The sequence below is a fragment of the Cellulomonas persica genome, from assembly GCF_007989825.1.
Classification (GTDB): domain Bacteria; phylum Actinomycetota; class Actinomycetes; order Actinomycetales; family Cellulomonadaceae; genus Cellulomonas; species Cellulomonas persica.
Window position 1 is genome coordinate 108734 of the sequence record NZ_BJUA01000003.1, and the last position, 24453, is coordinate 133186.

Genomic DNA, 24453 nt, shown 5'->3' on the forward strand with positions numbered 1-24453 from the left:
GTCACGACGATCGCCGAAGCATCCCGCAGGAGGCAAGGCGACGACGACGAGACGCCGCAGCCGAGCTCAGCTCGTGCGTTGCGCGAGCTGGTAGCCGCCCGCGTTGTAGACGATCCGGAACGTCGTGCCGGGGAACCGGTCCTGCGCGTCCTGCGCGGCGTCGTTCGGCGCCGGGTTCCAGCCGCCGCCGTACTGGTCGATCAGCACGTAGTCCGGCGCGGGGTTGCCCGTGTTGCCGACGTAGAACACGTCGGTCCGGTCGACGAGGTACGACATGAGGCCGATGTCGGTCTCCACCACGGCGTCGTCGGGGATGGTCGCGAGCACCTGACGGGCCTCGACCGCGCGCGACGACTGCGCCCACAGGTCGTCGGGACGTCCGAGCCGCGCGACGTCGAGCTGCGGGACGAGCATCGCCGCGACCGCGACCGCGACGGGTGCCGCCGCGAACGAGTAGCGGCGCAGCCACCCGCGCGGCGAGCGGCGCGCGAGCAGCACACCGTCGAGCAGCGCGGCGAACGCGATGGGCATGAGCACCGCGCTGTAGTGCCAGGTGTGGCCGTAGTAGTAGCCGTTGTCCGCGTAGAAGCGCCACATGATCGTCGGCAGCGCGACGAGCAGGATCGGGGACCGGACCCCGATGAACCCGGTGATCGCGACGAGCAGCAGCAGCGTGACGACCTTGCTGCCGTCGTCGACGAGCAGCGTGATCGCCGTCCACGGGTGCGTGACGATCGCGCCGACGTCGATCCGGGACCCGTAGTCCCACTGGTCCTGCGTGTTGAGCGCCGGGATCAGCACCGCGGTCGACAGCACGGTCCAGCCGAAGCCCCAGCCGGTCAGCCACAGCCCGAGCGACGGCCGCTGCGTGTCGCGGCCGCGCATCTTCCACCACAGCACGAGGCCGAGCGCCGCGACCGTCAGCCCCAGGTCCTCCTTGACGAAGACGAGCGGCGCGGCCCACAGCGCAGCCGCGAGCCAGCGTTCCCGCAGCAGCGCGACGAGCGACAGCGCGAGCAGCGGGACCGCGAACGCGATCTCGTGGAACTGCGCGGCGACCGCACCGACCAGCCCGAAGCTCACCGCGTACGCGGCGCCGACCAGCGTGCCCTGCAGTGCGCCGAGCAGCCGCACCGCGTGCCGGCCGACCACGTACACCGACGCCGCGAACAGCAGCCCCTGGACGATCAGCAGCGTCAGCGCGTGCGGGAACACCCGGTACGGGACGCCGAGCAGCGTGAGCAGGGGGTGGAAGTGGTCGCCCAGGAGGTTGAAGCCGTCGCCCTTGATCGTGACGATCGGCGCCTCGACGTGCGCGTACCGGCGCGCGAGCTGCGTGAAGATCCCCAGGTCCCACGACGGCGACTCGAACCGACGCCACTGCAGCACCGAGAAGGTCGCATACGTCGCCGCCGCGAGCAGCGCGACGACGAGCGGACCGCCCCACGCGGCGGCCCCGCGGGGCTCGGGCGGGGCGAGCGGCTCGCTCGCGACGACCGGCGCGGCGTCCTCGTCGGCCGCGGTCTTCGCGCGCTCGTCGGCGCGGTCCTCGGCGGGAGGCGTGCTCGCCCCGTCGGGGGTCTTGGTCGTGTCGTCCGTCACAGCCACCGGGGAATCATGACAGGCCCGCCCGTGCGCGGGAGCCGGGACGGCGGACGAGGGCGCGGCGCGGTCCGGCGCCGCACGTCCGAGTGTCAGCGCGCCGACGTCGTCACCGCAGCGCCGGACGCGGGTGCGGGATGTCGATCAGCGGGGCGCCCTGCGCCTTGACGAGCTCGGCGACCACGGCGCGCCAGCATCTCTCCGCCTCGTGCAGGTGCCGGGCGACGTCCTCGGGCGCGACGTGCCCGGCGACCCCGAGCCCGTCGGCCGCGTCGAGCGCGTCCTGCGCGCGGTACAGCGCGACGCGCGCGGCCCGGTACTGCGGCGTGGACTGCGCCCACGGAGGCGTCGCGACCTCGAGCGCACCCGCGGCCTCGTCGAACATGGAGCGCACGAGCGCGACCGCGTGCGGGCGCTCCGCGAGCGACAGCCGCCCGGCGCCCGCAGCGACCGCCTGGACGACGCCCGACAGGGCCAGCCGCTGGACGGTGGAGTGCAGCGCGGTCGGGTCGATGCGCTGCGCGAGCAGGAGCGACAGCGTGCGCCCGAGCGTCGCCTCGTCGAGCTCGCGCCGCCGCCGACGAGCGCGCTCGGCCGCCTCCTGCGCCTGCTGGGCGCGCAGCGCCGCCGCGTGGGCCTCGCGCTCGCGCCGCTCCGCCTCGTGCCGCAGCGCGCTCTGGTGGCGCGTCACCACGTCCGCCGCGACGCGGACGTGGTGCTCGGACTCGACCTGCGCGCGCGCGACCAGCTCGCTCGCGAACGCGTTGAGCGGCGCCGCATGACCGGCGTCGGTGTAGCCGAACAGCGCGACGCGACGCTCGTCGGCCCACAGCACGGCCGTCTTGCTGTACCCGGCGCGGGAGTAGCACACGGCCGTCCGCCCGCCCGCCGCGCGGTGGAGCCGCTCGACCGTCTCGCGCGACACCGGCGAGCGGTAGTGCTCGACGAACGCCGCGAGGTCCTCGCCGACGAGGTCGAGGGCGCCCTCCTCGGGCGCCGCGGTCACGTGGGCGTCGAGCCGCGCGAGCACCAGGCGCGCGTGACGTTCGGCGAACCTCTCGGCCTCCCGCCACCGCGGGTCCTTGCGCACGGTGCTCACAGCCCTCGCCTCCCGCCAGGTCCGCTCGACCGTAGGGCGTGCGCGTCGTCGCCCGCGCGGCCCAACCGAGTGATCATCCGGGTGACGGGGTACCAGCACCTCGCCCGTGCGGGCGAATCTCGCCCGTGACCTGCGGGTTCGAGCCGCTCAGCCCTCGCGTGAGGCGTTCGGGCCGGAGGGGTCCGGGGCGCCCACCGCGACCGGTTCGCGCTCCTCGGGCGCGGGCGGTGCGGGCCGACGACGGCGGCGTCGGACGGCCACGACGACGAGCGCCACGAGACCGGCGACGACGAGCCACGGCAGCAGTGCTCCGAGCACCACCAACGTCACCGAGATCGTCGTGACCAGCGCCTCCCACCCCGCCTCGAGACCGGACAGGAAGGTGTCGGACTGCTCCTCCTCCTGCGGCTCGAGCGTGCCGGGCCCGGAGATCGTGACCTCGAGCGTCGAGAGCGAGACGCGGCCCTGCAGGCGCGCACGCTCCGACTGCAGCGACTCGAGCTCGGCCTGGCGCGACGACAGCGCGGTCTCCGCCTCGAGCAGCTCGCGCGTGCTCGTCGCCCCCTCCATGAGCGTCTCCATGCGCTCCACCGAGAGCTCGAGCGCGTGGATCCGGGCGTCGAGGTCCTGCGCCGCGTCGGTGACGTCCTCCACCTGCAGGTCCATGCTGGTGACCTGCGCGAGCTGCTTGAGCTTGTCGATGGTCGAGGAGACCTTGTCCGCCGGTACGCGGACGGTCATCGACGACACGGCGACCTCGGTCTCGCTCGCGGCCTGCTCCGAGCGTGAGTCGATGCGGCCGCCCGCGCCCTCGACGTGCGCCACGAGCGCGCGCGCCGTCGCGATCGGGTCCTCGGACTCGACCCAGACCGTGCCGGTCTGCACGACGAGACGCGCCTCGTTCGACGTGCCGGACGTCCCGCCCGGCGCCGACTCGTCCTGCGCGCCCTTGTCGCTCCCGCCACCGTCGGTGTCGGCCGCGACGCCGCCGGCGGGCGCCTGGTCGCCGGACTCGGCGCTCGCCGAGCAGCCGGCGAGCAGCAGCCCGACGAGCATCACCGCAGATGCCCAGGTCAGCGTGGACGGACGAGGTCGGCGCCGGGTGGTGGTCATGGTGCCGACCGTAGGGACTGCGGGTGTCGTGCGGGCGCACAGTGGCCCGATCGTGACGTCGTCGTCATCGGATCGCAGCCCGCACGGCTCCCGTGGCGCTCGGTCGGCCGCTCGGCCGACGGGGTGACTGAGGGATGAGAAGGCCCATGAATCCGGTTGACCCGGTCCTGGGGCCGACGTACGGTCCGCACGACGGGTCGACCTACGGCCCGGCTCGGAGCCCCCTCACGGGAGCCGCACAGCGGAGGTACGCGCCATGCACGGACGACGGGAGCATCCCGCGCGTTCCCGTGCCGTATGCGCGTGGTCGATGATCGCCGACGGGCGATACCTCCGCGCGTTCCGCTGTCCCTGCTGACGCCGAACGCGCCACCCCGCACCGCGCCGCACGCGCCCGCCCGGTCGACCCGGCGCCGACCGCGAGCCACCGCATCTGAGCTCGACGGCTCCGCCGCCCGCCACCGAGCCCGATCCTCCGGCCGGCTCCCAGGCGACCGACTCACGGCACCGGCGTCACCACCGAGGCTCGCGACCGACCCGCGGCCCTGCCCGACCCGGTCCAGCCGGGCGGCGTCCGCCCACCGAACCAGTCCCACACCCGCGCACCGCATGACCCGCGGTCCGCCCCGTGCTCGAGGAGTACACCGTGTCCCAGGTCCTCGACCTCCCCGTCCGCGCGACGCCGCTGCTCGGCGACGCCCCCACGCCCGACGAGGTGCCCGCCGGCGCACCCGTCGACGACGTCGTCGTCGTGTTCGAACGCAACGTCCCGGTCGCGGGCGGCTCGTTCCACGCGCGCGTCGCGCATGGGCCGGCCCGACCGGGTGACGCGCGGGTCGCCGAGCTCACGGGGGTCTGGGCGGTCCCCGGGCGTCGTCGCCGCGACCGGATCCGGCGCGCCCTGGCGGCGCTCGAGTCGAGCGCCGCGACCGCGGGGTTCGCGCGGCTGCAGGTCGCCGTGGACCCGGCGCGCACGGACGCGCTCGCGCTGCTGCGCGAGCGTCGCTTCACGCTGGTCACGACCCCCGACGAGCCGTCGAGCGAGGTCGAGCTGGAGAAGCGGCTCGCGTGAGCCGCGCGAGCACCGTCCCGGACCACAGGTGCTGGGCGGCGTACGCGCGCCACGGCGACCACGCCCGCGCGCGGGCCTCGACGTCGCGCGGCTTGTCCAGGCCGAGCGCCTGACGCAGCACCAGGTCGCCTGCGGGCAGCACGTCGCGAAGACCCGTGGCCCGCAGCGCGAGGTAGTCGGCGGTCCACGGCCCGATCCCGGGCAGCGCCAGCAGGCGTGCGCGGGTGCCCGCCGGGTCGTCCGTCGCGTGCAGGTCGAGCCCGTCGGCGCACGCGCGCGCGAGTCCGACGAGCGTGCGCGACCGGCTCGCGGGGACGCGCAGGGCCGCGCGCAGCTCGCCGGGGTCCGCGTCCGCGATCTGCGCGGCCGTGGGGAAGAGGGTGAGCCCACCGGCGTGCACGGTCCCGAGCGCCTGGGCGAGCCGCCCGGTGAACGTGCGTGCCGCGGCGAGCGAGACCTGCTGCCCGAGCACCGTCTGCGCGGCGACCTCGATCGCGTCGACGTGTCCCGGCACGCGCAGGCGCGGGCGTGCGGCGACGAACGGTGCGAGCACCTCGTCGTCGCGCAGGTGCGACACGGCGTCCGCCAGGTCGTCCGCCAGCCCGAACCACCGCGCGAGCAGCTCGCGCACCTGCTCCTGCGTCCACCCCGCGCGGCCGCTCGCCGTCGGCACGACGTGGGCGCGGACCTCGTCGTCCGCGAGGTGCACGACGAGGCGCCCGACGCCGCCGTCGCCGTCCGGGACCAGCCGCTCGACGGTGCCGACGGCCGGGTCGGCCGGGTCGGTCGTCAGGAGCTCGACGCCCGGGACCACGTGCGTCGCGAGGTAGGCGAGCGTCGCGGCCGCGTCGAACGGCACTCGCACGACCAGCGTCGTGGACGTCGGCGGGGGAGCGGCGGCGGGTGGCGTCATGGTTCGTCACCGTAGCTGGGGGGTCCTACGGTGGGCCCGTGCCCGTCGACCCCGCGCCGCGTGACCCGATGCCCACGGACCCCTTGCGACCGGACCGTGACGCACCGGACCCGATGCGTCATGCGTACGGCTCGCCGACGGCGACGGTGACCATCGTCGAGTTCGGCGACCTCGAGTGCCCGCACTGCCGCGCGGCCGCGCCCGTGCTGCGCGAGGTCGTCGAGGACTCGGGCGGTCGCGTGCGTCTGGTGTGGCGGCACTTCCCGCTGTTCGAGATCCACCCGCACGCGCTCACCGCGGCGCTCGCGGCCGAGGCGTTCGCGGCGCACGGTCGCTTCTGGGACCTGCACGACGCGGCGTTCGCGCACCAGGACCGCCTCGCGGACCCGGACCTGCGCAGGTACGCGAGCGACGCGGGGATCGATCCCGACGAGGTCGTCGGCGAGGCGGTGCAACGCTGGGCGCCCGCGGTCGAGGCCGACTACCTCGACGGCCTGGCCCACGACGTCGCCGGCACCCCGACGCTGTTCGTCGACGGCACCCGCTACACCGGCCCGATCACCGCCCCCGCCCTGCGCACCGCGACGTCCGGCTGACCACCCGGTAGCCGTGCCGGCGCCCTCGGCTGCGTGCGCCGCGACCCGGCGTGGCAGGGTGGGCGGGTGATGCGGACGGCGTTGGTGACGGGGGCGGGCAGGGGCATCGGGCGCGGGATCGCCCTCGGGCTGGCGCGTGCGGGGTACGACGTGGCGGTCGTCGGCCGGACCCGCGCGCACCTCGACGACACGGCGGCGGAGATCGCGCGGGAGGCGCCCGCGGCCACGGTCGTCGTGGCGGCTGCGGACCTCGTCGATGCGACGGAGGTGGCCGACGCGGTGGCACGCGCCGAGGACGGCCTCGGTGCGATCGGCCTCGTCGTCAACAACGCCGGCGTGATCGAGCACGACGAGACGGACTTCGCGTCCGACGACGTCGAGGACGCCTGGCGTGTCGTCGAGACGAACGTGCGCGGCCCGATGCTCGTCGCGCACGCCGTGCTCCCCGCGATGCTCGCGCGCGGCGAGGGACGGCTCCTGCAGGTCAACTCGGGCTCGGGCTACAACCTGCAGACGTCGTACACGGGCTACGGCATCAGCAAGGGCGCGCTCGGCCGGCTCACGGCGCTGCTCGACGCGCAGTACCGCGACCGCGGCATCCGCACGCTCGACCTCGCGCCGGGCGTCGTGGCGACGGACATGACCGCCGCGATGCCCGTGCACGCCGACCGCACGGCGTGGACGTCGGTCGACGAGGTCGTCGCGCTGGTCCGCGCGTTCGGCGACGGCGAGCTCGACGCGTTGTCCGGCCGGTTCGTGCGTGCCGGTGCGGACACGGTCGAGTCGCTGCAGGCCGCCGCCGAGGTGATCGTGCGCGAGGACGCGCGTCGGTTCCGTGTCCCGGCCTACGGCGCCGACGACCCGCTGGCCTGACCGCCGGCGCCGGACGCCTCGTCGTCCAGGTCCGTGACCGACGCCGACTCTGCGGACGCCGAGCCCACAGACGCCGAGCCCCCGGACGCCGCGCCGGACGACTCCGGGGCACGCCAGGGGAGCGGCGGGAGTGAGGTCGGCGCCTCGCGCGGCGGCGAGCACAGCGGGAGCCGCTCGCCGAGCCAGCGCAGCAGGACCGAGCCTGTCGCGGCGGCCAGCAACGACCCGGCGAGGATGCCGACCTTCGCCTGGCCCAGGTGCTCCTCGTCGTCGAACGCGAGCTCGGCGATGAACAGCGAGATCGTGAACCCGATGCCCGCGAGCACGGCGCCACCGAGCAGGTGCCCGTAGCGCACGCGTCCGGGCAGGTCGCCCATGCCGAGCCGGATCGCGATCGTGGACGCGCCGCTGATGCCGATCGCGTTGCCGACGACGAGTCCGACGACGACCGCGATGGTCAGGCGGGAGCGGGCGGCGTCGGCGAGCGACTCCGCGTCGAGCCGGACGCCCGCGTTCGCCAGACCGAACAGCGGCACGACGACGAACGCGCTCCAGGGGTGCAGCATGCGCTGCAGCCGGTCACCCGCGGGGACGGCCGCGCGCGCGGCGAGCTCGGCGAGGCGCTCGCGGTCCGCCGTGGTCTCCTCGACGAGGTCACGCGCGTACCAGCGCACGGCCTCGACGTCCTCGCGACGGGGTGCGGTCGCCGGCACGACCAGCCCGACGGCCACTCCCGCGAGCGTCGCGTGCACGCCGGAGGCCTGCACCGCGACCCACAGCGCCACGCCGCACAGCACGTACGGCAGGAGCCGCCACACGCGCAGCCAGCGCAGGACGAGCATCGCGACGACGAGCGAGCCCGCGACGCCGAGTGCGATCAGGTCGACGTCGTCGGTGTAGAAGACGGCCATGACGGTGATCGCGCCGATGTCGTCGACGATCGCGAGCGTCAGCAGGAACAGCCGCAGCCGGTCGGGGCACGCCGGCCCGAACAGCGCGAGGATCCCGACGAGGAACGCGGTGTCGGTCGACATCACCACGCCCCACCCGTGCCGCACGTCGGTGCCCGCCGTGATCGCGAGGAACAGCAGCACCGGCACGACGAGCCCGCCGAGCGCCCCCATCGCGGGCACGGCGACGCTGCGCCGGTCGCGCAGCTCACCACGCGTCGCCTCGCGGCTGATCTCGAGCCCGACGACGGTGAAGAACACGGCCATCGCCGCGTCGTTGACCCAGCCGTGCAGCGTCAGGTCGAGCGACCAGTCGCCCACGTGCAGCCCCGCGGTGGTGTCCCACAGCGCGTGGTAGGCCGACTCCCAGGGGGAGTTGACCCACACGAGGGCGATGACGGTCGCGGCGAGCAGCACGAGGGCCGACCCGGCCTCGGTGCGCAGGAAGTCCCGCACGTTCGGCGTCAGGGACGGCACGCGGACGCGCAGCGCCGGCCCGACGCTCGTGCTGGTCGAGCTCGCCGTCACAGGTCGCGTTCGGCGTCGCCGCGCAGGGAGGCGACGTGGTCCGGCACGTAGGTGGACAGCTCGCGCGGTGGGCGCTCGTAGCCGGAGGACGGTGCGGGGCGGTCGGGCAGGACGACCTTCTCGTGCGGCACGTCCGTGTACGGGATCGTCGACAGCAGGTGCGCGATCATGTTGAGCCTCGCGTGCTTCTTGATGTCGCTCTCGACCACGAACCAGGGGCTCGCGGGCACGTCGGTGTGGACCATCATCTCGTCCTTGGCCCGCGAGTAGTCCTCCCACTTGGAGATCGACTGCAGGTCGGTGGTGGACAGCTTCCACTGGCGCAGCGGGTCGGCGAGGCGGGAGCGGAACCGCCGGAGCTGTTCCTCGTCCGAGACCGAGAACCAGTACTTGCGCAGCAGGATCCCGTCCTCGACGAGCATCTGCTCGAAGATCGGGGTCTGGCGCATGAACGTCGCGTACTCCTGCGGCGTGCAGTACCCCATGACGCGTTCGACGCCCGCGCGGTTGTACCAGGAGCGGTCGAACAGCACGATCTCGCCAGCGGCGGGCAGCTGCGCGACGTAGCGCTGGTAGTACCACTGCGTCTTCTCGCGCTCGGTGGGCGTGGGCAGCGCGGCGATGCGCGCGGTGCGCGGTGAGAGGTACTCGGAGATCCGCTTGATCGTGCCGCCCTTGCCGGCTGCGTCGCGGCCCTCGAACACCACCGCGATGCGCGCCCCGGTGGCCCTGGTCCACTCCTGGACCTTGACGAGCTCGGTCTGCAGGCGGAACAGCTCGGCCTCGTAGACCGCGTCCGGGATCTTCTGGGCGGCGCGGCCCGCCTTCTTCGCCTTCTTCCCCTTCGTCCCCATGTCGGGACGCTACCGCGCCGCACGCGTGCGGTCGCCGGGAGTCGAGGACGAGGCACCTGGGCGCGGTCCGTCGCGCGGGCGCGGGCGACGACGAGGCGTGACCGGCGGCCGCCGGCGGCGACGCCGTCGATGCGTCGCAGGTGCGTGCCGAGACGATCGCGCGCGCCGCAGATGCGGCCCTAGAGTGGGGTCCCGTGACGCACTATCGGATCAGCGAGGCCGCCGAGCTGCTCGGCGTCAGCGACGACACCGTGCGCCGGTGGGTCGACGCCGGTGCGCTGCCCGCGACGACGGATGCCGCGGGACGCGCCGCGATCGTCGGTGCCGACCTCGCCGCGTTCGCGGTCGAGCGCGCGGCTGCGCCCGACGACCCCGCGGCGCACCGCTCGTCGGCGCGCAACCGGTTCTCGGGGCTCGTCACCGCGATCACGGCCGACACCGTGATGGCGCAGGTCGAGCTCCAGTGCGGGCCGTTCCGCGTCGTCTCGCTCATGTCCAGCGAGGCGGTGCGGGAGCTCGGGCTCGAGGTCGGCTCGCGCGCCTCGGCGGTCGTCAAGGCGACGACGGTCGTCGTGGAGACCACCAGCGGGGTGCGGTGAGGCGGCGTACGGTCGCAGGCGCCGCGCTCGGCCCTGTGCTCGCGGTCGCGCCCGTGCTTGCGGTCGCGCTCGCCGCGGTACTCGCGGGGTGCGGCTCGTCGTCCGCGCCCGCCGGGGGTGCGCCGGCGTCGTCGGCCGGGGCCGGTCACGCGCCGGGCGGTGAGCTGACCGTGTTCGCCGCTGCGTCCCTCGAGCCCGTGATCGACGAGCTCGCGGCCGCGTTCACCGCCCAGCACCCGGGTGTGACGTTCGCGCGCGTGACGTACGACGGCTCCTCGACGCTCGCGACGCAGCTCGTCGAGGGTGCGCATGCCGACGTCCTGGTCACGGCCGATCCCGCGAGCATGCAGACGGTGGCCGACGCCGGGCTGGTCGACGGCGAGCCCGCCGTCGTCGCCACCAACACGCTGCAGATCGTCGTGCCGGCGGGCAACCCGGACGGCCTGACCTCGCTCGCGGACCTGGCGGCGCTGTCCGCGCACGGCGGCAAGGTCGTGGTCTGCGCGGCGCAGGTGCCGTGCGGCGCGTCCGCCGCGAGCGTCCTGGAGTCCGCCGGCGTGACCCTCGTGCCCGCGAGCCTCGAGCAGAACGTCACCGCCGTGCTCACCAAGGTGACCGCGGGGGAGGCCGACGCGGGCCTCGTGTACCGCACGGACGTACTCAAGGCCGGCGACGCCGTCGAGGGCGTCGACTTCACCGAGTCGTCCGAGGCCGTCAACGCCTACCCGGCTGCGGTGCTGACCGACGTCACGGCCCCGGCCGTCGCGCGTGCGTTCGTCGACTTCCTCGTCTCGCGCGAGGGCCAGACCCTCCTGGCCGCGCGAGGCTTCGCCCCGCCCTCCGAGGCGGGCTGACCGATGCCGCGCCCTGCCCCGACCGCAGCAGCCCCGACCGCACCTGCACCGATCGCATCCGCACCGATCGCATCCGCACCGACCGCATCCGTCCCGACGGCGCCCGCCCCGACGCCTCGCTGCGCGACGGCCGGACGTGCGAGGGGGCGCAGGTGACGACGACGAGCGTGCGCGGGCCGGGCGCGCCGCGGCTGCTGTGGCTGCCCGCCGCGCTCGCGGTCGGACTGCTGGTGATGCCGGTCGTCGCGCTCGTCGTGCGCGCGAGCTGGGCCACGCTGCCCGAGGACGTGTCGTCGCAGGCCGCGCGTCAGGCGCTCGCGCTGTCGCTCGGCACGTCGCTCGCCGCGACCGCGTGCTGCCTCGTGCTCGGGGTCCCGCTGGCCCTGGTGCTCGCCCGCGCGACGGGCTGGGCCGCCGACGTGCTGCGCGCCCTGGTCACGCTGCCGCTCGTGCTGCCGCCGACCGTCGGCGGCATCGCGCTGCTCTACCTGCTCGGCCGACGCGGGCTCGTCGGGCGCTCGTTGGACGCGTGGTTCGGCGTGACGATCCCGTTCACGACGACGGCGGTGGTGATCGCGCAGGTGTTCGTCGCGATGCCGTTCCTGGTGCTGGGGCTCGAAGGCGCGCTGCGGACGGCCGGCACGCGGTTCGAGACCGTCGCGGCGACGCTCGGCGCGGGGCGCTGGACCACGCTGCGGCGCGTGACGCTGCCGCTCGCGGCACCCGGGCTGCTGGCCGGGACGGTGCTGTGCTTCGCGCGGGCGCTCGGCGAGTTCGGCGCCACCGCCCTGTTCGCGGGGAACACGCCGGGCGTCACGCAGACCATGCCGCTGGCGATCTACGCAGCCTTCAACGGCGCGGGCGTGACGCAGGGCGCCGCGGTCGCGCTGTCGTTGCTGCTCGTCGTCGCGGCCGTCGCGGTGCTGCTCGTCGCCCGCGCATGGCGACCGGGCCGGATGGCGGGCGCATGAGCGACCTCGACGGGACGGTGATCGGGCGCGGGCAGGGGCGTGCCGTGGGGCGTCCCGGTGGAGGCGCCCGCGGTGGGCCGGGTGGGCAGCCGGACGACGCAGCGCGCGGTGCGCTGGTCGCGGACGTGCACGTGCGGCGTGGTGCGTTCACGCTCGCGGCCGCGCTCGCGGTCGAGCCCGGGCGGGTCACCGCGGTGCTCGGGCCGAACGGCGCGGGCAAGTCGACGCTCCTCGCGCTGCTGGCGGGCACGCTCGGCGTCGAGCGCGGGCACGTGCGCGTGGGGGACCGCGTGCTGACCCGGACGATGCCGGGCGAACGCGACGTGCACGTGCCCGTGGACCGGCGGTCGGTCGGGCTGCTCGGGCAGGACCCGCTGGTGTTCCCGCACCTCGACGTGCTCGAGAACGTCGCGTTCGGGCCGCGCGCCGCGGGGGTGCGGCCGGCGCACGCGCGCGACGAGGCGGCGGCGTGGCTCGAGGCCGTGGGGCTGGGCGACCTCGCGCGTCGTCGGCCCGACGAGCTCTCGGGCGGTCAGCGCCAGCGGGTGGCGCTCGCGCGCGCGCTCGCGGCCCGCCCCGACGCGCTCCTGCTCGACGAGCCCTTCGCGCAGCTCGACGTGCGCACCGCCGCCGAGCTGCGCGACGTGGTGCGCGAACACGTGCGCGCCGCGCGCGTGCCGACCGTGCTGGTCACGCACGACGTGGTCGACGTGCTCGCGCTCGCGGACCACGTCGTCGTGCTGCACGACGGCGACGTGGTCGAGCAGGGCGACCCTGTGACCGTCCTCACGGACCCGGTCCACCCCTTCACCGCCGCCCTGGCCGACCTCAACCTCCTGCGCGTCACTCCGATCACCCCTGCAGGTGCCGGCGCGCCGGCCCTGCTCCGCTCCCCGTCGCTCGCGCTGACGGTCCCCGCCGACGCCTTCGCCTCGTGGGTGGAGAAAGCGTCGGCTGGCGTGACCTTCTCCACCCACGACGCGTGGCAGCTGACGTTCTCACCCGGTGACGTGCGGATCTGCGGCGTTGCCGACGGGACGGGGGACCGGCCGGGGGACGGAGCGGCCGACGCGCGTGCCGACGACGTGTCGGCGCGCGACGGCCGGGCCCAGCTCGCGTGGGACGCCGTCGTCGTCGACGTCGAGCGGGGGCCGCGGGGCCTGCGCGTGCGCACGACCGACGACGTGCTCGTCGACGTCGCGGCGGCGAGCGCCGTGGCGCTCGACCTGCGGCCGGGCAGTCCCGTCCGGCTGCGCGTCGCGGCCCCCGACGTGCGCGTCCGCGCCGTCTGACGGCCCCCGTCCCGCACGCGCGTCGGCCCTCGTCCCGCACGCGCGTCGGGCGACTTCTCACACGCGCGTCGGGCGACCCGTGCGCGAAAGGTTCCCGCGACGCAACAGCGGGACCACCGGTACCGAAACATCCCGTTCCTAGCGTCAGGCACGTCCGAGCCCCCACCGAGCCCCGGAGGCCCCCATGGCGCAGCCGCTCGCGACCGTCGACCCGCAGGCGTCGACCCCCACCGCCGTCCCGACACCGGTCGCCGCTCCTGGTGCGCCGCTCGTCCACCGTCCCGGCCGCTGGATCGACGGCTGGGACCCGCAGGACGAGGGGCAGTGGTCGACCGTCGGGCGGCCGATCGCCCGGCGGAACCTGATCCTGTCGATCTTCGCGGAGTTCCTCGGCTTCGCCGTGTGGGCGCTGTGGAGCATCGTCGTGCCCCAGCTGCCCGCGGCGGGGTTCGCCCTCAGCGTGGACCAGATGTTCTGGCTCATCGCGGTGCCGAGCCTCGTCGGCGCCACCCTGCGTATCCCGTACACGTTCGCGGTGCCGCTGTTCGGCGGCCGCAACTGGACCATCGTGTCCGCGCTGCTCCTGCTCGTGCCGACGATCAGCCTCGCGGTCGTCGTGCAGAACCCGGACACGTCGTTCGGCGTGCTGCTCGGGGTCGCCGCGCTCGCCGGGCTCGGCGGCGGCAACTTCGCCTCGTCGATGGCCAACATCTCCTTCTTCTACCCGGAGCGTGAGAAGGGCCGTGCCCTGGGGCTCAACGCCGCGGGCGGCAACCTCGGCACCGCCGCGGTCCAGCTCGCGGTGCCGCTCGTGATCGTCTCCGGTGCGGGCGTCGCGCTCGAGCGTGCGGGGCTGATGTTCGTGCCGCTCGCGATCCTCGCGGCGGTCCTGGCGTGGCGCTGGATGGACAACCTGTCGCACGCGAAGTCCGACCCGCGGTCCTACGGTGTGGCGGCCCGTCAGCGGCACACCTGGATCATCTCGTTCATCTACATCGGCACGTTCGGCTCGTTCATCGGCTTCTCGGGCGTGTTCCCGACGCTGATCAAGGGCACGTTCCCCGAGATCACGGCGTCGGTGGCGTTCCTCGGTGCGCTCGTCGGCTCGGTGGCCCGGCCGCTCGGCGGGATCCTCGCGGACCGGCTCGGCGGCGCACGCGTGACGATCGCGGCGTTCGCGGTCATGGCGGCGGGCGTGGTCTCGGCGATCGCCGCGCTGCGGTCCCACAGCTTCGGCGCGTTCCTCGCGTCGTTCCTGGTGCTGTTCGTCGCGACGGGTGCGGGCAACGGCTCGGTCTACCGGATGATCCCCGCGGTCTTCCGGCACGGCGCCACGGACGACGAGGACCGGGCACGGCGCGCGCGGTCCGCGGCCGGCTGCCTGGGCATCGCGGGAGCGGTCGGGGCGTTCGGCGGGTTCCTCATCCCGCGCGGCTTCGCGATCTCGACGTCGCAGACCGGCAACATCCAGGCGGCCCTGTGGGTCGTCGTCGGGATGTACGCGGTGATGGCGTTCGTGACGTGGGCGGTGTACTCGCGGCGCGGGTCGTCGTTCGGCCAGACGGTGATCTGAGGCCCCTTGACGACCACCACCACTGCTCCGCAGGGGAGCACGCCGTCGCTCGAGCAGGTCGCGACGGTGTGCTCCTACTGCGGCGTCGGCTGCGGCATCGTCCTCGACGTCGCGCGCGACGACGAGGGGAACCGCGTCGCGCGCTCGGCGCGGGGCGACCGGTCCCACCCCGCGAACGCCGGCCGGCTGTGCACCAAGGGCGCGACGAGTGCCGACATGCTCGCCGCGGGCGGGCGCGCCACGCGTGCGCTCGTGCGTCCCGAGCGCGGCGCGGAGCCCGAGGCGACGGATCTCGACGAGGCGATCGACCTCGTCGCCCGCCGCCTGCGCGAGGTCGTCGAGACGCACGGACCGGACGCGCTCGCGTTCTACGTGTCCGGGCAGATGAGCCTCGAGGCGCAGTACCTCGCGAACAAGCTCGCCAAGGGCTACGTGCGCACGCACCAGATCGAGTCGAACTCGCGCCTGTGCATGGCCAGCGCGGGCACGGGCTACAAGCTCTCGCTCGGAGCGGACGGGCCGCCCGGGTCGTACGACGACCTCGACCACGCCGACGTGTTCCTCGTCATCGGCGCGAACATGGCCGACTGCCACCCGATCCTGTTCCTGCGCCTGCTGGACCGCGTCAAGGCGGGCGCGAAGCTCGTCGTCGTCGACCCTCGTCGCACCGCGACCGCCGACAAGGCGGACCTGTTCCTGCAGGTCCGGCCGGGTACGGACATCGCGCTGCTGAACGGGCTGCTGCGGCTCGTCGTCGAGGCGGGCGGCCTCGACGAGGAGTTCGTGAGCGAGCACACCGACGGCTGGGACGCCGTCGAGGCGATGCTCGAGGACTACCCGGCCGACGAGGTGGCGCGCCTGACGGGCGTGCCGGAGGCGGACCTGCGGGCCGCAGCCGCGCTCATCGCGGGCGCCGCGAACTGGGTCTCGTGCTGGACCATGGGTCTCAACCAGTCCACGCACGGGACCTGGAACACGAACGCCCTGGTCAACCTGCACCTCGCGACGGGGGCGATCTGCCGCACCGGGTCCGGCCCGTTCTCGCTCACCGGGCAGCCCAACGCCATGGGCGGGCGCGAGATGGGCTACATGGGACCGGGCCTGCCGGGGCAGCGGTCGATTCTCGACGCCGACGACCGCGCGTTCGTCGAGGGGGTCTGGGGTCTGGCGCCCGGGACGTTGCGCGCCGACTTCACCGGCCGCGGCACGGTCGACATGTTCGAGCGCATGGCCGCGGGTGAGATCAAGGCGTGCTGGATCGTGTGCACCAACCCGGTCGCCTCGGTCGGGAACCGACGCACGGTCATCGAAGGGCTCGAACGCGCCGAGCTCGTCGTGACGCAGGACGCGTTCGCGGAGACCGAGACCAACGCGTACGCGGACGTCGTGCTGCCGGGCGCGCTGTGGTCGGAGTCCGACGGGGTGATGATCAACTCCGAGCGCAACCTCACGCTCGCGCGCGGTGCGCTGCGCCCGCCGGGGGACGCCCTGCCCGACTGGCAGCTCATCGCGCGCGTCGCGACCGCGATGGGCTACGACGGGTTCGACTACGCGTCGTCGCAGGAGGTGTTCGACGAGCTGTGCGCGTTCGCGAACCCGCGCACCGGCTACGACCTGCGCGGGGTGACGTACGAACGTCTGCGCGAGGGGTCCGTGCAGTGGCCGGCCGCCCCCGGATCGCCACGCCGCAACCCGATCCGCTACCTCAACGACGGCGTGAGCCAGCCGCTGCTCGAGCGTCCCGACGGCACGCGCCCGCGCCTGCACTTCCCGACCCCGACGGGCCGTGCCCAGTTCCACGCGCGGCCCCACCTGCCCGCCGCCGAGCTGCCCGACGACGACTACCCGTTCGTGCTCAACACCGGTCGCGTGCAGCACCAGTGGCACACGCTGACCAAGACCGGCAAGGTCGCCAAGCTCACCAGGCTCGCGCCGGGACCCTTCGTCGAGATCCACCCGTCCGACGCCGCCGCGCTGGGCGTGCGCGACGGCACGCACCTGGAGATCGCGTCGCGACGCGGCCGGGCGGTGCTGCCCGCGGTCGTGACGGACCGCGTGCGCCCCGGCGCGCTGTTCGCGCCCTTCCACTGGAACGACCTGTTCGGGGAGTACCTCGCCGTGAACGCCGTGACCAGCGACGCCGTGGACCCCGTCTCGTTCCAGCCCGAGCTCAAGGTGTGCGCGGTCGCCGTCACGCCGGTGGCGACACCGCCCGGCGCGGCGGGCGCGGAGCAGCCGGCGGGCGTCGGCGGGGCGCTCGACGGTGCAGTGCTCGACGATGCCGCGCACGACGGCGCAGGTTCGTCGTCCGGGGTGGTGACCTCGGCGCTCGACCCCGACGACGACGCCCGCACGCGCGGCGGGCTGACCCCCGGCGCGCTGGCGATCCGCGCGCTGGGGGCCGCGCTGGGTCTCGACGGCCTCACCCCGCCGAGCCTCGGCGACGACGAGCGCCGCTACCTCGCGGGCTTCCTCGCCGGGCTGGGCGGGGGAGCGCCGGGCACTCCCGTGCTGCCGCCGACCGCGCCCCTCGACCCGGACCAGGCGCTGTGGGTCGACGGGCTGCTCGCGGGACTCTTCTCGCGCACGCCCGACCCGCGCGCGGGCAGGGCGGGCGACGGGGCCGACGGCCGGGGCACGGCCCGGCGCGTGCGGCAGGTCGTGGTGCTGTGGGCGTCCCAGACCGGCACGGCCGAGGAGCTCGCGGGGACGGTGGCGCAGCGCCTGGGCGCGCTGGGTCTCGACCCGCGCTGCGTCGCGATGGACGACTGCCTGCCCTCGGACCTTCCGACGGGCGCCGATCTCCTGCTCGTGACCAGCACGTTCGGGGACGGGGACGCACCCGACAACGGCACGGCGTTCTGGGAGTCGGTCGCCGCGGCCGACGCGCGTCGGCTCGACGGGTCGCGTTTCGCCGTGCTCGCGCTCGGTGACTCGAGCTACGACCGGTTCTGCGGTCACGGCCGCCGGCTCGACCACCGCCTCGAGGAGCTCGGCGCGTCGCGGCTCGTCGACCGCGTCGACGTCGAGCCCGGGGACGACGACCGTGCGCAGGCCTGGATCGACGCGGTCGTCCGGACCCTCGCGCCCGACGGTGCGCCGGAGCCGACGCACGCCGCGCCTGAGGGGCAGGGCGCACCCGCAGGGCCGCGCACCGCCGCGGGCCCGGTCGACGTCGCCGCGGCGCCCGAGGGCCCCGCGCGCGCGACACGTCAGCGCCCGGGCACCGCGCGGCTCGTCGAGAACCGCCTGCTGTCCCTGCCCGGCTCTGCCAAGGAGGTCCGGCAGATCGTCCTCGACGTCGCCGACAGCCCGCGCGCCGTCACCTACCGCGCGGGTGACGCGCTGTCGGTCCGGCCGACGAACTCGGACGCCCTGGTCGACGAGTGGCTCGCGGTCACCGGATGGGACCCGGAGCAGCAGGTCGACGTCGAGGGCCAGGGCATGCGCCTGCGCGACGCGCTGACCACCGAGCTCGACATCACGCGCGTGTCGCACGACCTGCTCACGCTGGTCGCCGAGCGGTCCGGGGACGCCGAGCTGCGTCGCGTCCTGCGGCCCGGCAACGGGAGCGACCTGGCGCGCTGGACCTGGTGCCGGCAGGCCGTCGACGTCGTCGCCGAGCTCGCCCCGGACGTCCCCGCGGCCGACCTCGTCGCCGTCCTGCGCCGCATCGCGCCGCGGCAGTACTCGATCTCGTCGAGCGCACGCGTCAGCCCTGACCGGGTGGCGCTCACGATGTCCGTCGTGCGCTACACGTCGCCGTCGGGCGCGGCGCGCGGCGGACTCTGCTCGACCTTCCTGGCCGACGCGCCGCTCGACACGCTCGTCCCCGTCCACGTCCAGCCGAACGCGCACTTCCACCCGCCCGCGGCGGACGTCCCCGCCATCATGGTCGGCCCCGGCACGGGTGTCGCGCCGTTCGTCGGGTTCCTCGCGGACCGCGCCGCCGCCGGGCACACTGGACGCAACTGGCTGTTCTTCGGCGAGCAGCACCGGGCCACGGACTTCTACTACCGCGACGAGCTGTCCCGCATGATCTCCGACGGCACGCTCGACCGGCTCGACACCGCGTTCTCGCGCGACCAGCGGTCGAAGGTGTACGTGCAGGACCGGATGCGCGAGCACGGCGCGCGGCTGTGGGCGTGGCTGCAGGACGGCGCGTCGTTCTTCGTGTGCGGGGACGCCTCCCGCATGGCGAAGGACGTCGACACGGCGCTGCGCGAGATCGTCGCGACGCACGGCGGCCTGTCGCCCGACGCGGCCGACGCCTACGTCAAGGACCTCACGACGACCCGCCGCTACGTGCGCGACGTGTACTGAGCACGGGCGAGGGGGCCCCGCGCTCAACCCACCTGGACCTGGACGTAGTCGTACCCCGTCGCGCCGTCGGGCAGCACACCCGCGGCCGCACCCGTCTGCGGTCCGTCGGGGTCGAACGCGCGCACCCGCAGCTCGTGCCGGCCCGGCTCGGTGGCCGTCCACGTCCAGCGCCACTGCCGCCACGAGTCGATCCCGCCCGAGTCGGCGAGCGTCGCGTCCTGCCACGGCCCGCGGTCGACCTGCACCTGGACGCGCGTGATCCCGCGGTGCTGCGCCCACGCCGTCCCGGCGACGACGACCTCGCCCGCATCGAGCTGCGCGCCGTCACCGGGCACGTCGATCCGCGACTGCGTCTTGACCGGGCCGTGCGGCGACCACCCGCGATCCGTCCAGTACGCCGTCGCGTCCGCGAACCGCGTGACCTCGAGCTCGGTGACCCACTTGGTCGCGGACACGTACCCGTACAGCCCCGGCACGACGAGCCGCACGGGGAACCCGTGGGCGACGGGTAACGGCGCACCGTCCATCCCGACCGCCAGGAGCGCGTCCCGGTCATCGGTCAGCGCCGCGAGCGGGGTCGACGCCGTCCAGCCGTCGGCGCTGCGCGACAGCACCATGTCCGCGTCGCCGAGCGGCCGGGCGCGGGCCAGCACCTCGCGCACCGGCAGCCCGAGCCACCTCTGGTTCCCGACGAGGTCGCCGCCCACCGGGTTCGACACGCAGCACAACGTCACCCACGCCTCGACCAGGTCGGACGCGAGCAGCTCGTCCCACGTGAGCTCGACCTCCTGCTCGACGAGCCCGTGCACGCGCAGCGTCCACGTCGTCGGGTCCACCTGCGGCACGACGAGCGCGGTGTCGATCCGGTAGAAGTCGTCGGGCGGCGTCGCCCACGGCCCCACGCCGTCCGCGCCGACGTCGACCCCGGCCGGGACCGCCGGCGCAGCGGTCCGCGGGGCGGGCAGGCGGATCGTGTCCCGCACGGCGGTCACCGCGCGCCCCGCCGCGCCGGCGAGCCGGCCCATCGCGACCGCCACCAGCCCGAGCGCGGTCGCGACGCCCGCGGCCTGCAGGAACCGCCGGCGGTCGGTCCCGCGCGTGACCTCCGTCGCCGGACCGTCGTCCGCCGACCGCCCCTGGCCTTCGGGCACGTCGGTCGGCCCGGTGTCCTCCCCGCGCCCTGTCGGGTCGTCGGCGCGTCGCTGTCGTCGCGGTCGGGTCACGTCACGAGGGAGTCGGTCGACGAGCGCCTTGAGCGTCCACAGCCCGGCGACGGTGCCCGCGAACGACGGGATCATGGCCGTCCAGGACGCGTCCGGCCGGCCGAGCGCCGCCGCCATCGCGACGAGCCCGAGGACGACGACCACCGCGGCGCCCCACGCCCAGCGCCGCGCGGCGAGCACCCCGGCGAGCGCCGCCAGCGCCGCGAGGACGACGGCCTCGCCGATCATCAGGACGGCCTTGTCCGCCGTGCCGAACGTCGAGGCGGCGACCTCCTTGAGCCACGCCGGCGTCGCGTCGACGAAGGCCGCCCCGACCGCGACCAGCGGGTCCGTCGGCGCCCCGGCCACGATCGCGACCAGCGACCCGACCCCGACCGTGACGACGCCCGCGGCGAGCCCGGCGAGCGCCGCGGCCCATGCCGGTGCGCGCGCCGGACCGTCGGACGGGCGTGGCGCGGGCGGTGTGGACGGGTGCGCCGCGCCGGGGGCGGGCGTCGCTCCCTCCGGAGCGGCTGTCGTCATCACCCCATGCTCCGACCAGAACCGCGTGAGGACCAGGGGTCTCGGTGCTGCGGATCTGGGGTGCGCGCGTGTCGGAGCGGGTGCGCCGGCTCGGTGGCAGGCCGGTGCTGTGACCGTCGTCGCGTCGCCGACGGGCAGACAGCGCGGCCTGTCACTGCCACGCTGGGGCCATGAGGGACCAGCGCGAGCGCCCCGGCAGACCGACGACGCGTGCGCTCGTGGTCGACGGCGGCAAGCACGCCGTGGCGCTCGGCGTGAGCGCAGGGGTGTGGTTCGCGGCGCTCACCTCGTCCCGGGTCTCGTGGGACGCCGAGGGCGCGGCTGTGCTCGCACGCGGCGTCGGCGCGCTGCTGGTGCTCGTCCTGGTCGGGCACCTGCTGCCGACGGCGCTGCTTCGTCAGGTGTCGTGGCTCTGGAGCTCGTTCGCCACGGCCGGTGCCGTCCTGGCGTGGACGGTGCTCTCGGCGGGGACCAGTCGCGGCGACGTCCTCGCGACGGTCCCGTTCGGCCTGCTGATCGTCGTCCTGCCCGTCCTGGTGCTCACGACCGCGCTGCGCACGTTCGTCCGACCGCTGCGCCCCACGCGCGCCCTGCGCACGCCGCTCACCGCTGCGATGGCGCACACCCCTGACGCGCCCGCGGCCTGACCCGGCGGTCCGCTCGGACCGAGGCGCTCAGAGCGCGGGCGAGGCCAGCGAGCGGGGGACGCGGTCGCCGTGGCCGGCAGCGCGCAGCGCCGAGCGCACACGCTCCGCGGCTGCGTCGAGGGCGTCGGCGGGGACGTCGGTGCGGGCGTTGGCGAACGTCAGGCTGGCCTCGTCCCACGCCGGGAGCACGTGCAGGTGCAGGTGTGGCACCTCGAAGCCGGCGACGAGCAGCGCCGCGCGCGGCGCGTCCCACTCGGCCTTGACCGCCGCGCCGATCGTGCGCGCGACGACCGCGAGGTGCGCGATCACGTCGTCGGGGGCCGCGGTGAGCTCGGCGACCTCGGCGCGCGGGACGACGAGGACGTGACCGTCGGTGATCGGGGCGATGGTCCCGAACGCGACGCACACGTCGTCGGCCCACACGAACCGTCCGGGGATCTCGCCGTCGATGATCTTGGTGAAGAGCGTGGCCATGCGCCCAAACTAGTCCGCACGGACCCGACGACGCGGGCCCGGCGACGGACGCCAGGCGCGCGTCGTGGTCGGGCCGTGGTCGCGGTCAGCCGCGGCGCAGGGCCTCGCGCACCTTCATGCGACCACCGGAGTGCAGCACCGCACCGGAGTAGATCCGGCCCGCGAGCCAGACCAGCACGGGGATGAGCGCGAGCGACAGCCCGAGCGCGAGCAGGACCTCCCAGGTCTCGGCGGCGCCGAGCGCGATCCGGATCGGCATCAGCATCGGTGAGCAGAACGGCACGAACGACAGCCACGTCGCCAGCTCGTTCGTCGGGTCCCACGGCAGGACGGAGATGCCGAGGACGTACGGGACGATCATCAGCGTCATGACCGGGCCGATCACCGAGCCGACGTCCTCCTGCCGGGACACGAGCGCCCCGAGCGCGCCGAGGACCAGCGCGTACATCGCGAACCCGACGACGAACCAGATCAGCGCCCAGACCGCGGTCGACCCCAGGTCGAGCGAAGACGAGTCCAGCAGTCCCAATGCCGTCGCGGTACCCGCCCCCGCGCCGACGACGAGCACGACCTGCAGCAGCCCGACGACGCCGATGCCGAGCACCTTGCCCGCCATGAGCTGAGCGGGCCGCACGGACGCCAGCAGGAGCTCGACGACCCGGCTCGACTTCTCCTCGACGACGCCCTGGGCGACGAGCTGCCCCGCGGTCATGAGCGAGATGAACAGCAGGATGCCGGCGATGAAGCCGCCGACGATCTGGCCCCCGTCGCGCTCCGGCTCGGGCTCGAGCGCGACGACCTGCGGCGCGGCCGAGGCGATCTGCTCGGAGACGTCGGCGGGGTCGCCGCCGAGGTCGGTCACGGCGGACGCGAGCGCGAGCTGCTGGGCGAACGCCGTGAGCACGGGCTGCATCGTCTCGCCGACGGCGGTCTCGACCTGGACGTCGAACGTCGGGTCGACCGAGGTGACGACGAGCGCCACGTCGCCGTCGCGCAGCGCCTGCTCGCCCGCCGCGGCATCGGCGACGTCGGTCGTCTCGACCGTGACGCCCATGCCCGTGGCGGTGGCCTCGAACGCGGTCGCGGCAGCGGATGCCTCGGGCGTGAAGCCGACTTTCGTGGCGTCGTCGTTCCCGCCGACGAGGTCGAGCAGCAGCCCGCCGAGGACGACGGCGGCGACGAACAGCGCGGTCGTCCAGAGGAAGGCCTTCGTCCGGACCCGGGTCGAGATCTCCCGGCCGGCGACGAGACGGATCGCGGCGCCCGTGCTGAGCTCGCCGGTCGCGGCGGGGGCGGGTCGCGTCGACGTGGGCGTGCTCATGCGGTCACCTCGGCGGGGGTGCGGTCGGTGGTGGCGGAGGAGTCGTCGCTCGCGACGACGTGGCGGTACAGCTCGACGAGCGACGGGCGCACCCGGGCGAACTCGCGCACCGGTCCGGCGGCGACGGCCGCGCCGAGGAGCTCCTGGTCGACCTCGGCGAGACCGGCGTCGGTGACCTCGACGACGCTGCGGTACACCGTGCCCGTGCCGGCGACCGGCTCCGACGAGACGAGGCGCGCCGCGGGCACGCGGGCCAGCCAGCCGTCGGGCGTCGGCCCTTCGACGACCCATCGTCGTTCGGGCGTGCTGCGCAGCTCGTCGATCCCACCGATGGCGACCATCGAGCCGGAGCGCACGATCCCCACGCGGTCGCACAGCCGCTCGACGAGCTCGAGCTGGTGCGACGAGAACATCACGGGGACGCCCGCGGCGGCTTGGTCGCGCAGCACCTGGCTCATCACGTCGACCGCGACCGGGTCGAGCCCGGAGAAGGGCTCGTCGAGCACGAGGATGTCGGGGGAGTGCACGAGCGCGGCTGCGAGCTGGACGCGCTGCTGGTTGCCGAGCGAGAGCTTGAGCACCTCGTCACCGCGCCGCGCCTCGATCCCCAGCACGCGCGTCCAGTGCTCCATGGCCTCGACGGCCGCGGACTTCGACATGCCGTGCAGCCGGGCGAGGTAGACGAGCTGCTCGCCGACGCGCATGCGCGGGTACAGCCCGCGTTCCTCGGGCATGTACCCGATCCGGCGCCGCACGTGCAGATCGAGCGGCGTGCCGTTCCAGCGCACCTCGCCGGCGTCGGCGGCGAGCACGCCCAAGACGATCCGCATCGTCGTGGACTTGCCGGCGCCGTTGGACCCGACGAAGCCGAAGATCTCGCCGGCGCGCACCTCGAACGACATGTCGCGCAGGGCCTGGACCTGCCCGTACGCCTTGGACAAGGAGTCGATGGTCAGCTCGGACATGCGCTCGATCCCATCAGACGATCCCTGCCGGTGCCAGACCATTCGCCGCGCGCCGCGCCATCCGCGTCGACGACGCCCACCGGTCACAC

20 protein-coding genes are annotated in these 24453 nt (G+C 74.8%); 10 read left to right on the top strand and 10 right to left on the bottom strand.

Translation table 11 applies throughout. From position 1 onward, the window contains the following. Positions 1–66 precede the first annotated feature (66 nt). The 3 genes from CPE01_RS04030 to CPE01_RS04040 form a co-directional block, all read right to left on the bottom strand. Positions 67–1608 carry a DUF2079 domain-containing protein gene (locus CPE01_RS04030; protein ID WP_186811402.1) on the bottom strand — a complete coding sequence of 514 codons (1542 nt, stop codon included), beginning with the start codon at positions 1606–1608 and terminating at the stop codon, positions 67–69. 103 nt (positions 1609–1711) lie between these two features. Then, on the bottom strand, positions 1712–2701 hold the full coding sequence (locus CPE01_RS04035; protein WP_146805357.1) for a hypothetical protein: 990 nt from the start codon (positions 2699–2701) through the stop codon (positions 1712–1714). A 147-nt stretch (positions 2702–2848) separates the two neighbouring features. Then, the gene (locus tag CPE01_RS04040) at positions 2849–3814 is read right to left on the bottom strand and encodes a DUF4349 domain-containing protein (protein WP_146805358.1); all 966 of its coding nucleotides are present in this window, start codon (positions 3812–3814) and stop codon (positions 2849–2851) included. Between the two features lie 628 nt (positions 3815–4442). Here CPE01_RS04040 and CPE01_RS04045 point away from each other — a divergent pair. Then, entirely contained in the window at positions 4443–4886 is a 444-nt protein-coding gene (locus tag CPE01_RS04045) for a GNAT family N-acetyltransferase (protein WP_146805359.1), read from the top strand. Here the strand turns inward: CPE01_RS04045 and CPE01_RS04050 are convergent. Next, on the bottom strand, positions 4831–5799 hold the full coding sequence (locus tag CPE01_RS04050; protein WP_146805360.1) for a DNA-3-methyladenine glycosylase family protein: 969 nt from the start codon (positions 5797–5799) through the stop codon (positions 4831–4833). The two genes, CPE01_RS04045 and CPE01_RS04050, sit on opposite strands and share 56 nt — an antisense overlap. Positions 5800–5837: 38 nt before the next feature. On the opposite strand from CPE01_RS04050, the gene CPE01_RS04055 reads away from it, so the two are divergent. Then, a complete protein-coding gene (locus tag CPE01_RS04055; protein WP_246783727.1) occupies positions 5838–6395 on the top strand; it encodes a DsbA family protein in 558 nt (185 codons plus the stop codon). 69 nt (positions 6396–6464) lie between these two features. Beyond that, complete coding sequence (locus CPE01_RS04060) at positions 6465–7268, top strand: SDR family NAD(P)-dependent oxidoreductase (RefSeq protein WP_146805361.1); 804 nt, start codon at positions 6465–6467, stop codon at positions 7266–7268. Here CPE01_RS04060 and nhaA read toward each other — a convergent pair. Further along, positions 7241–8746 (bottom strand): Na+/H+ antiporter NhaA, encoded by a 1506-nt coding sequence (gene nhaA / locus CPE01_RS04065; RefSeq protein WP_146805362.1) that lies wholly within the window; start codon positions 8744–8746, stop codon positions 7241–7243. The genes CPE01_RS04060 and nhaA overlap by 28 nt on opposite strands. Further along, a complete protein-coding gene (ppk2, locus tag CPE01_RS04070; protein WP_146805363.1) occupies positions 8743–9600 on the bottom strand; it encodes a polyphosphate kinase 2 in 858 nt (285 codons plus the stop codon). Before ppk2 ends, nhaA begins: the two co-directional genes overlap by 4 nt. A gap of 194 nt (positions 9601–9794) precedes the next feature. Between ppk2 and CPE01_RS04075 the strand changes: the two genes are divergently transcribed. The 6 genes from CPE01_RS04075 (at position 9795) to CPE01_RS04100 (ending at position 19212) form a co-directional block, all read left to right on the top strand. Beyond that, on the top strand, positions 9795–10199 hold the full coding sequence (locus CPE01_RS04075) for a TOBE domain-containing protein (protein ID WP_146805364.1): 405 nt from the start codon (positions 9795–9797) through the stop codon (positions 10197–10199). After that, positions 10196–11053: a molybdate ABC transporter substrate-binding protein gene (gene modA / locus CPE01_RS04080; protein WP_246783728.1), complete on the top strand. Its 858-nt coding sequence runs from the start codon at positions 10196–10198 to the stop codon at positions 11051–11053. The genes CPE01_RS04075 and modA overlap by 4 nt, the downstream gene beginning before the upstream one ends. A 152-nt stretch (positions 11054–11205) precedes the next feature. Continuing rightward, the gene (locus CPE01_RS04085; RefSeq protein ID WP_246783729.1) at positions 11206–12024 is read left to right on the top strand and encodes an ABC transporter permease; all 819 of its coding nucleotides are present in this window, start codon (positions 11206–11208) and stop codon (positions 12022–12024) included. Beyond that, positions 12021–13316, top strand: a complete 1296-nt coding sequence (locus tag CPE01_RS04090; protein WP_146805365.1) for an ATP-binding cassette domain-containing protein — start codon at positions 12021–12023, stop codon at positions 13314–13316. The genes CPE01_RS04085 and CPE01_RS04090 overlap by 4 nt, the downstream gene beginning before the upstream one ends. A 184-nt stretch (positions 13317–13500) precedes the next feature. Then, positions 13501–14889 (top strand): MFS transporter, encoded by a 1389-nt coding sequence (locus CPE01_RS04095; protein WP_146805366.1) that lies wholly within the window; start codon positions 13501–13503, stop codon positions 14887–14889. A 6-nt stretch (positions 14890–14895) separates the two neighbouring features. Continuing rightward, positions 14896–19212, top strand: a complete 4317-nt coding sequence (locus CPE01_RS04100) for a bifunctional nitrate reductase/sulfite reductase flavoprotein subunit alpha (RefSeq protein WP_146805367.1) — start codon at positions 14896–14898, stop codon at positions 19210–19212. A gap of 23 nt (positions 19213–19235) precedes the next feature. Here the strand turns inward: CPE01_RS04100 and CPE01_RS04105 are convergent, their stop codons facing one another. Then, complete coding sequence (locus tag CPE01_RS04105) at positions 19236–20957, bottom strand: molybdopterin-dependent oxidoreductase (RefSeq protein ID WP_146805368.1); 1722 nt, start codon at positions 20955–20957, stop codon at positions 19236–19238. 170 nt (positions 20958–21127) lie between these two features. On the opposite strand from CPE01_RS04105, the gene CPE01_RS04110 reads away from it, so the two are divergent. Beyond that, complete coding sequence (locus CPE01_RS04110; protein WP_146805369.1) at positions 21128–21604, top strand: hypothetical protein; 477 nt, start codon at positions 21128–21130, stop codon at positions 21602–21604. 27 nt (positions 21605–21631) lie between these two features. On the opposite strand, the gene CPE01_RS04115 is transcribed toward CPE01_RS04110, so the two are convergent. The 3 genes from CPE01_RS04115 to CPE01_RS04125 form a co-directional block, all read right to left on the bottom strand. Continuing rightward, the gene (locus tag CPE01_RS04115) at positions 21632–22078 is read right to left on the bottom strand and encodes an HIT family protein (protein ID WP_146805370.1); all 447 of its coding nucleotides are present in this window, start codon (positions 22076–22078) and stop codon (positions 21632–21634) included. Between the two features lie 85 nt (positions 22079–22163). Continuing rightward, entirely contained in the window at positions 22164–23399 is a 1236-nt protein-coding gene (locus CPE01_RS04120) for an ABC transporter permease (protein WP_146805371.1), read from the bottom strand. Then, positions 23396–24364, bottom strand: a complete 969-nt coding sequence (locus CPE01_RS04125) for an ABC transporter ATP-binding protein (RefSeq protein WP_146805372.1) — start codon at positions 24362–24364, stop codon at positions 23396–23398. Before CPE01_RS04125 ends, CPE01_RS04120 begins: the two co-directional genes overlap by 4 nt. Between the last annotated feature and the right edge of the window lie 89 nt (positions 24365–24453).

Bases quoted from the DNA above. Each gene is read 5' to 3' on its own strand.
- CPE01_RS04040 (WP_146805358.1), bottom strand. From the start codon at position 3,814: ATGACCACCACCCGGCGCCGACCTCGTCCGTCCACGCTGACCTGGGCA.
- CPE01_RS04050 (WP_146805360.1), bottom strand. From the start codon at position 5,799: ATGACGCCACCCGCCGCCGCTCCCCCGCCGACGTCCACGACGCTGGTC.
- CPE01_RS04060 (WP_146805361.1), top strand. From the start codon at position 6,465: ATGCGGACGGCGTTGGTGACGGGGGCGGGCAGGGGCATCGGGCGCGGG.
- ppk2 (WP_146805363.1), bottom strand. From the start codon at position 9,600: ATGGGGACGAAGGGGAAGAAGGCGAAGAAGGCGGGCCGCGCCGCCCAG.
- CPE01_RS04090 (WP_146805365.1), top strand. From the start codon at position 12,021: ATGAGCGACCTCGACGGGACGGTGATCGGGCGCGGGCAGGGGCGTGCC.
- CPE01_RS04095 (WP_146805366.1), top strand. From the start codon at position 13,501: ATGGCGCAGCCGCTCGCGACCGTCGACCCGCAGGCGTCGACCCCCACC.
- CPE01_RS04105 (WP_146805368.1), bottom strand. From the start codon at position 20,957: ATGACGACAGCCGCTCCGGAGGGAGCGACGCCCGCCCCCGGCGCGGCG.
- CPE01_RS04110 (WP_146805369.1), top strand. From the start codon at position 21,128: ATGAGGGACCAGCGCGAGCGCCCCGGCAGACCGACGACGCGTGCGCTC.
- CPE01_RS04115 (WP_146805370.1), bottom strand. From the start codon at position 22,078: ATGGCCACGCTCTTCACCAAGATCATCGACGGCGAGATCCCCGGACGG.
- CPE01_RS04120 (WP_146805371.1), bottom strand. From the start codon at position 23,399: ATGAGCACGCCCACGTCGACGCGACCCGCCCCCGCCGCGACCGGCGAG.
- CPE01_RS04125 (WP_146805372.1), bottom strand. From the start codon at position 24,364: ATGTCCGAGCTGACCATCGACTCCTTGTCCAAGGCGTACGGGCAGGTC.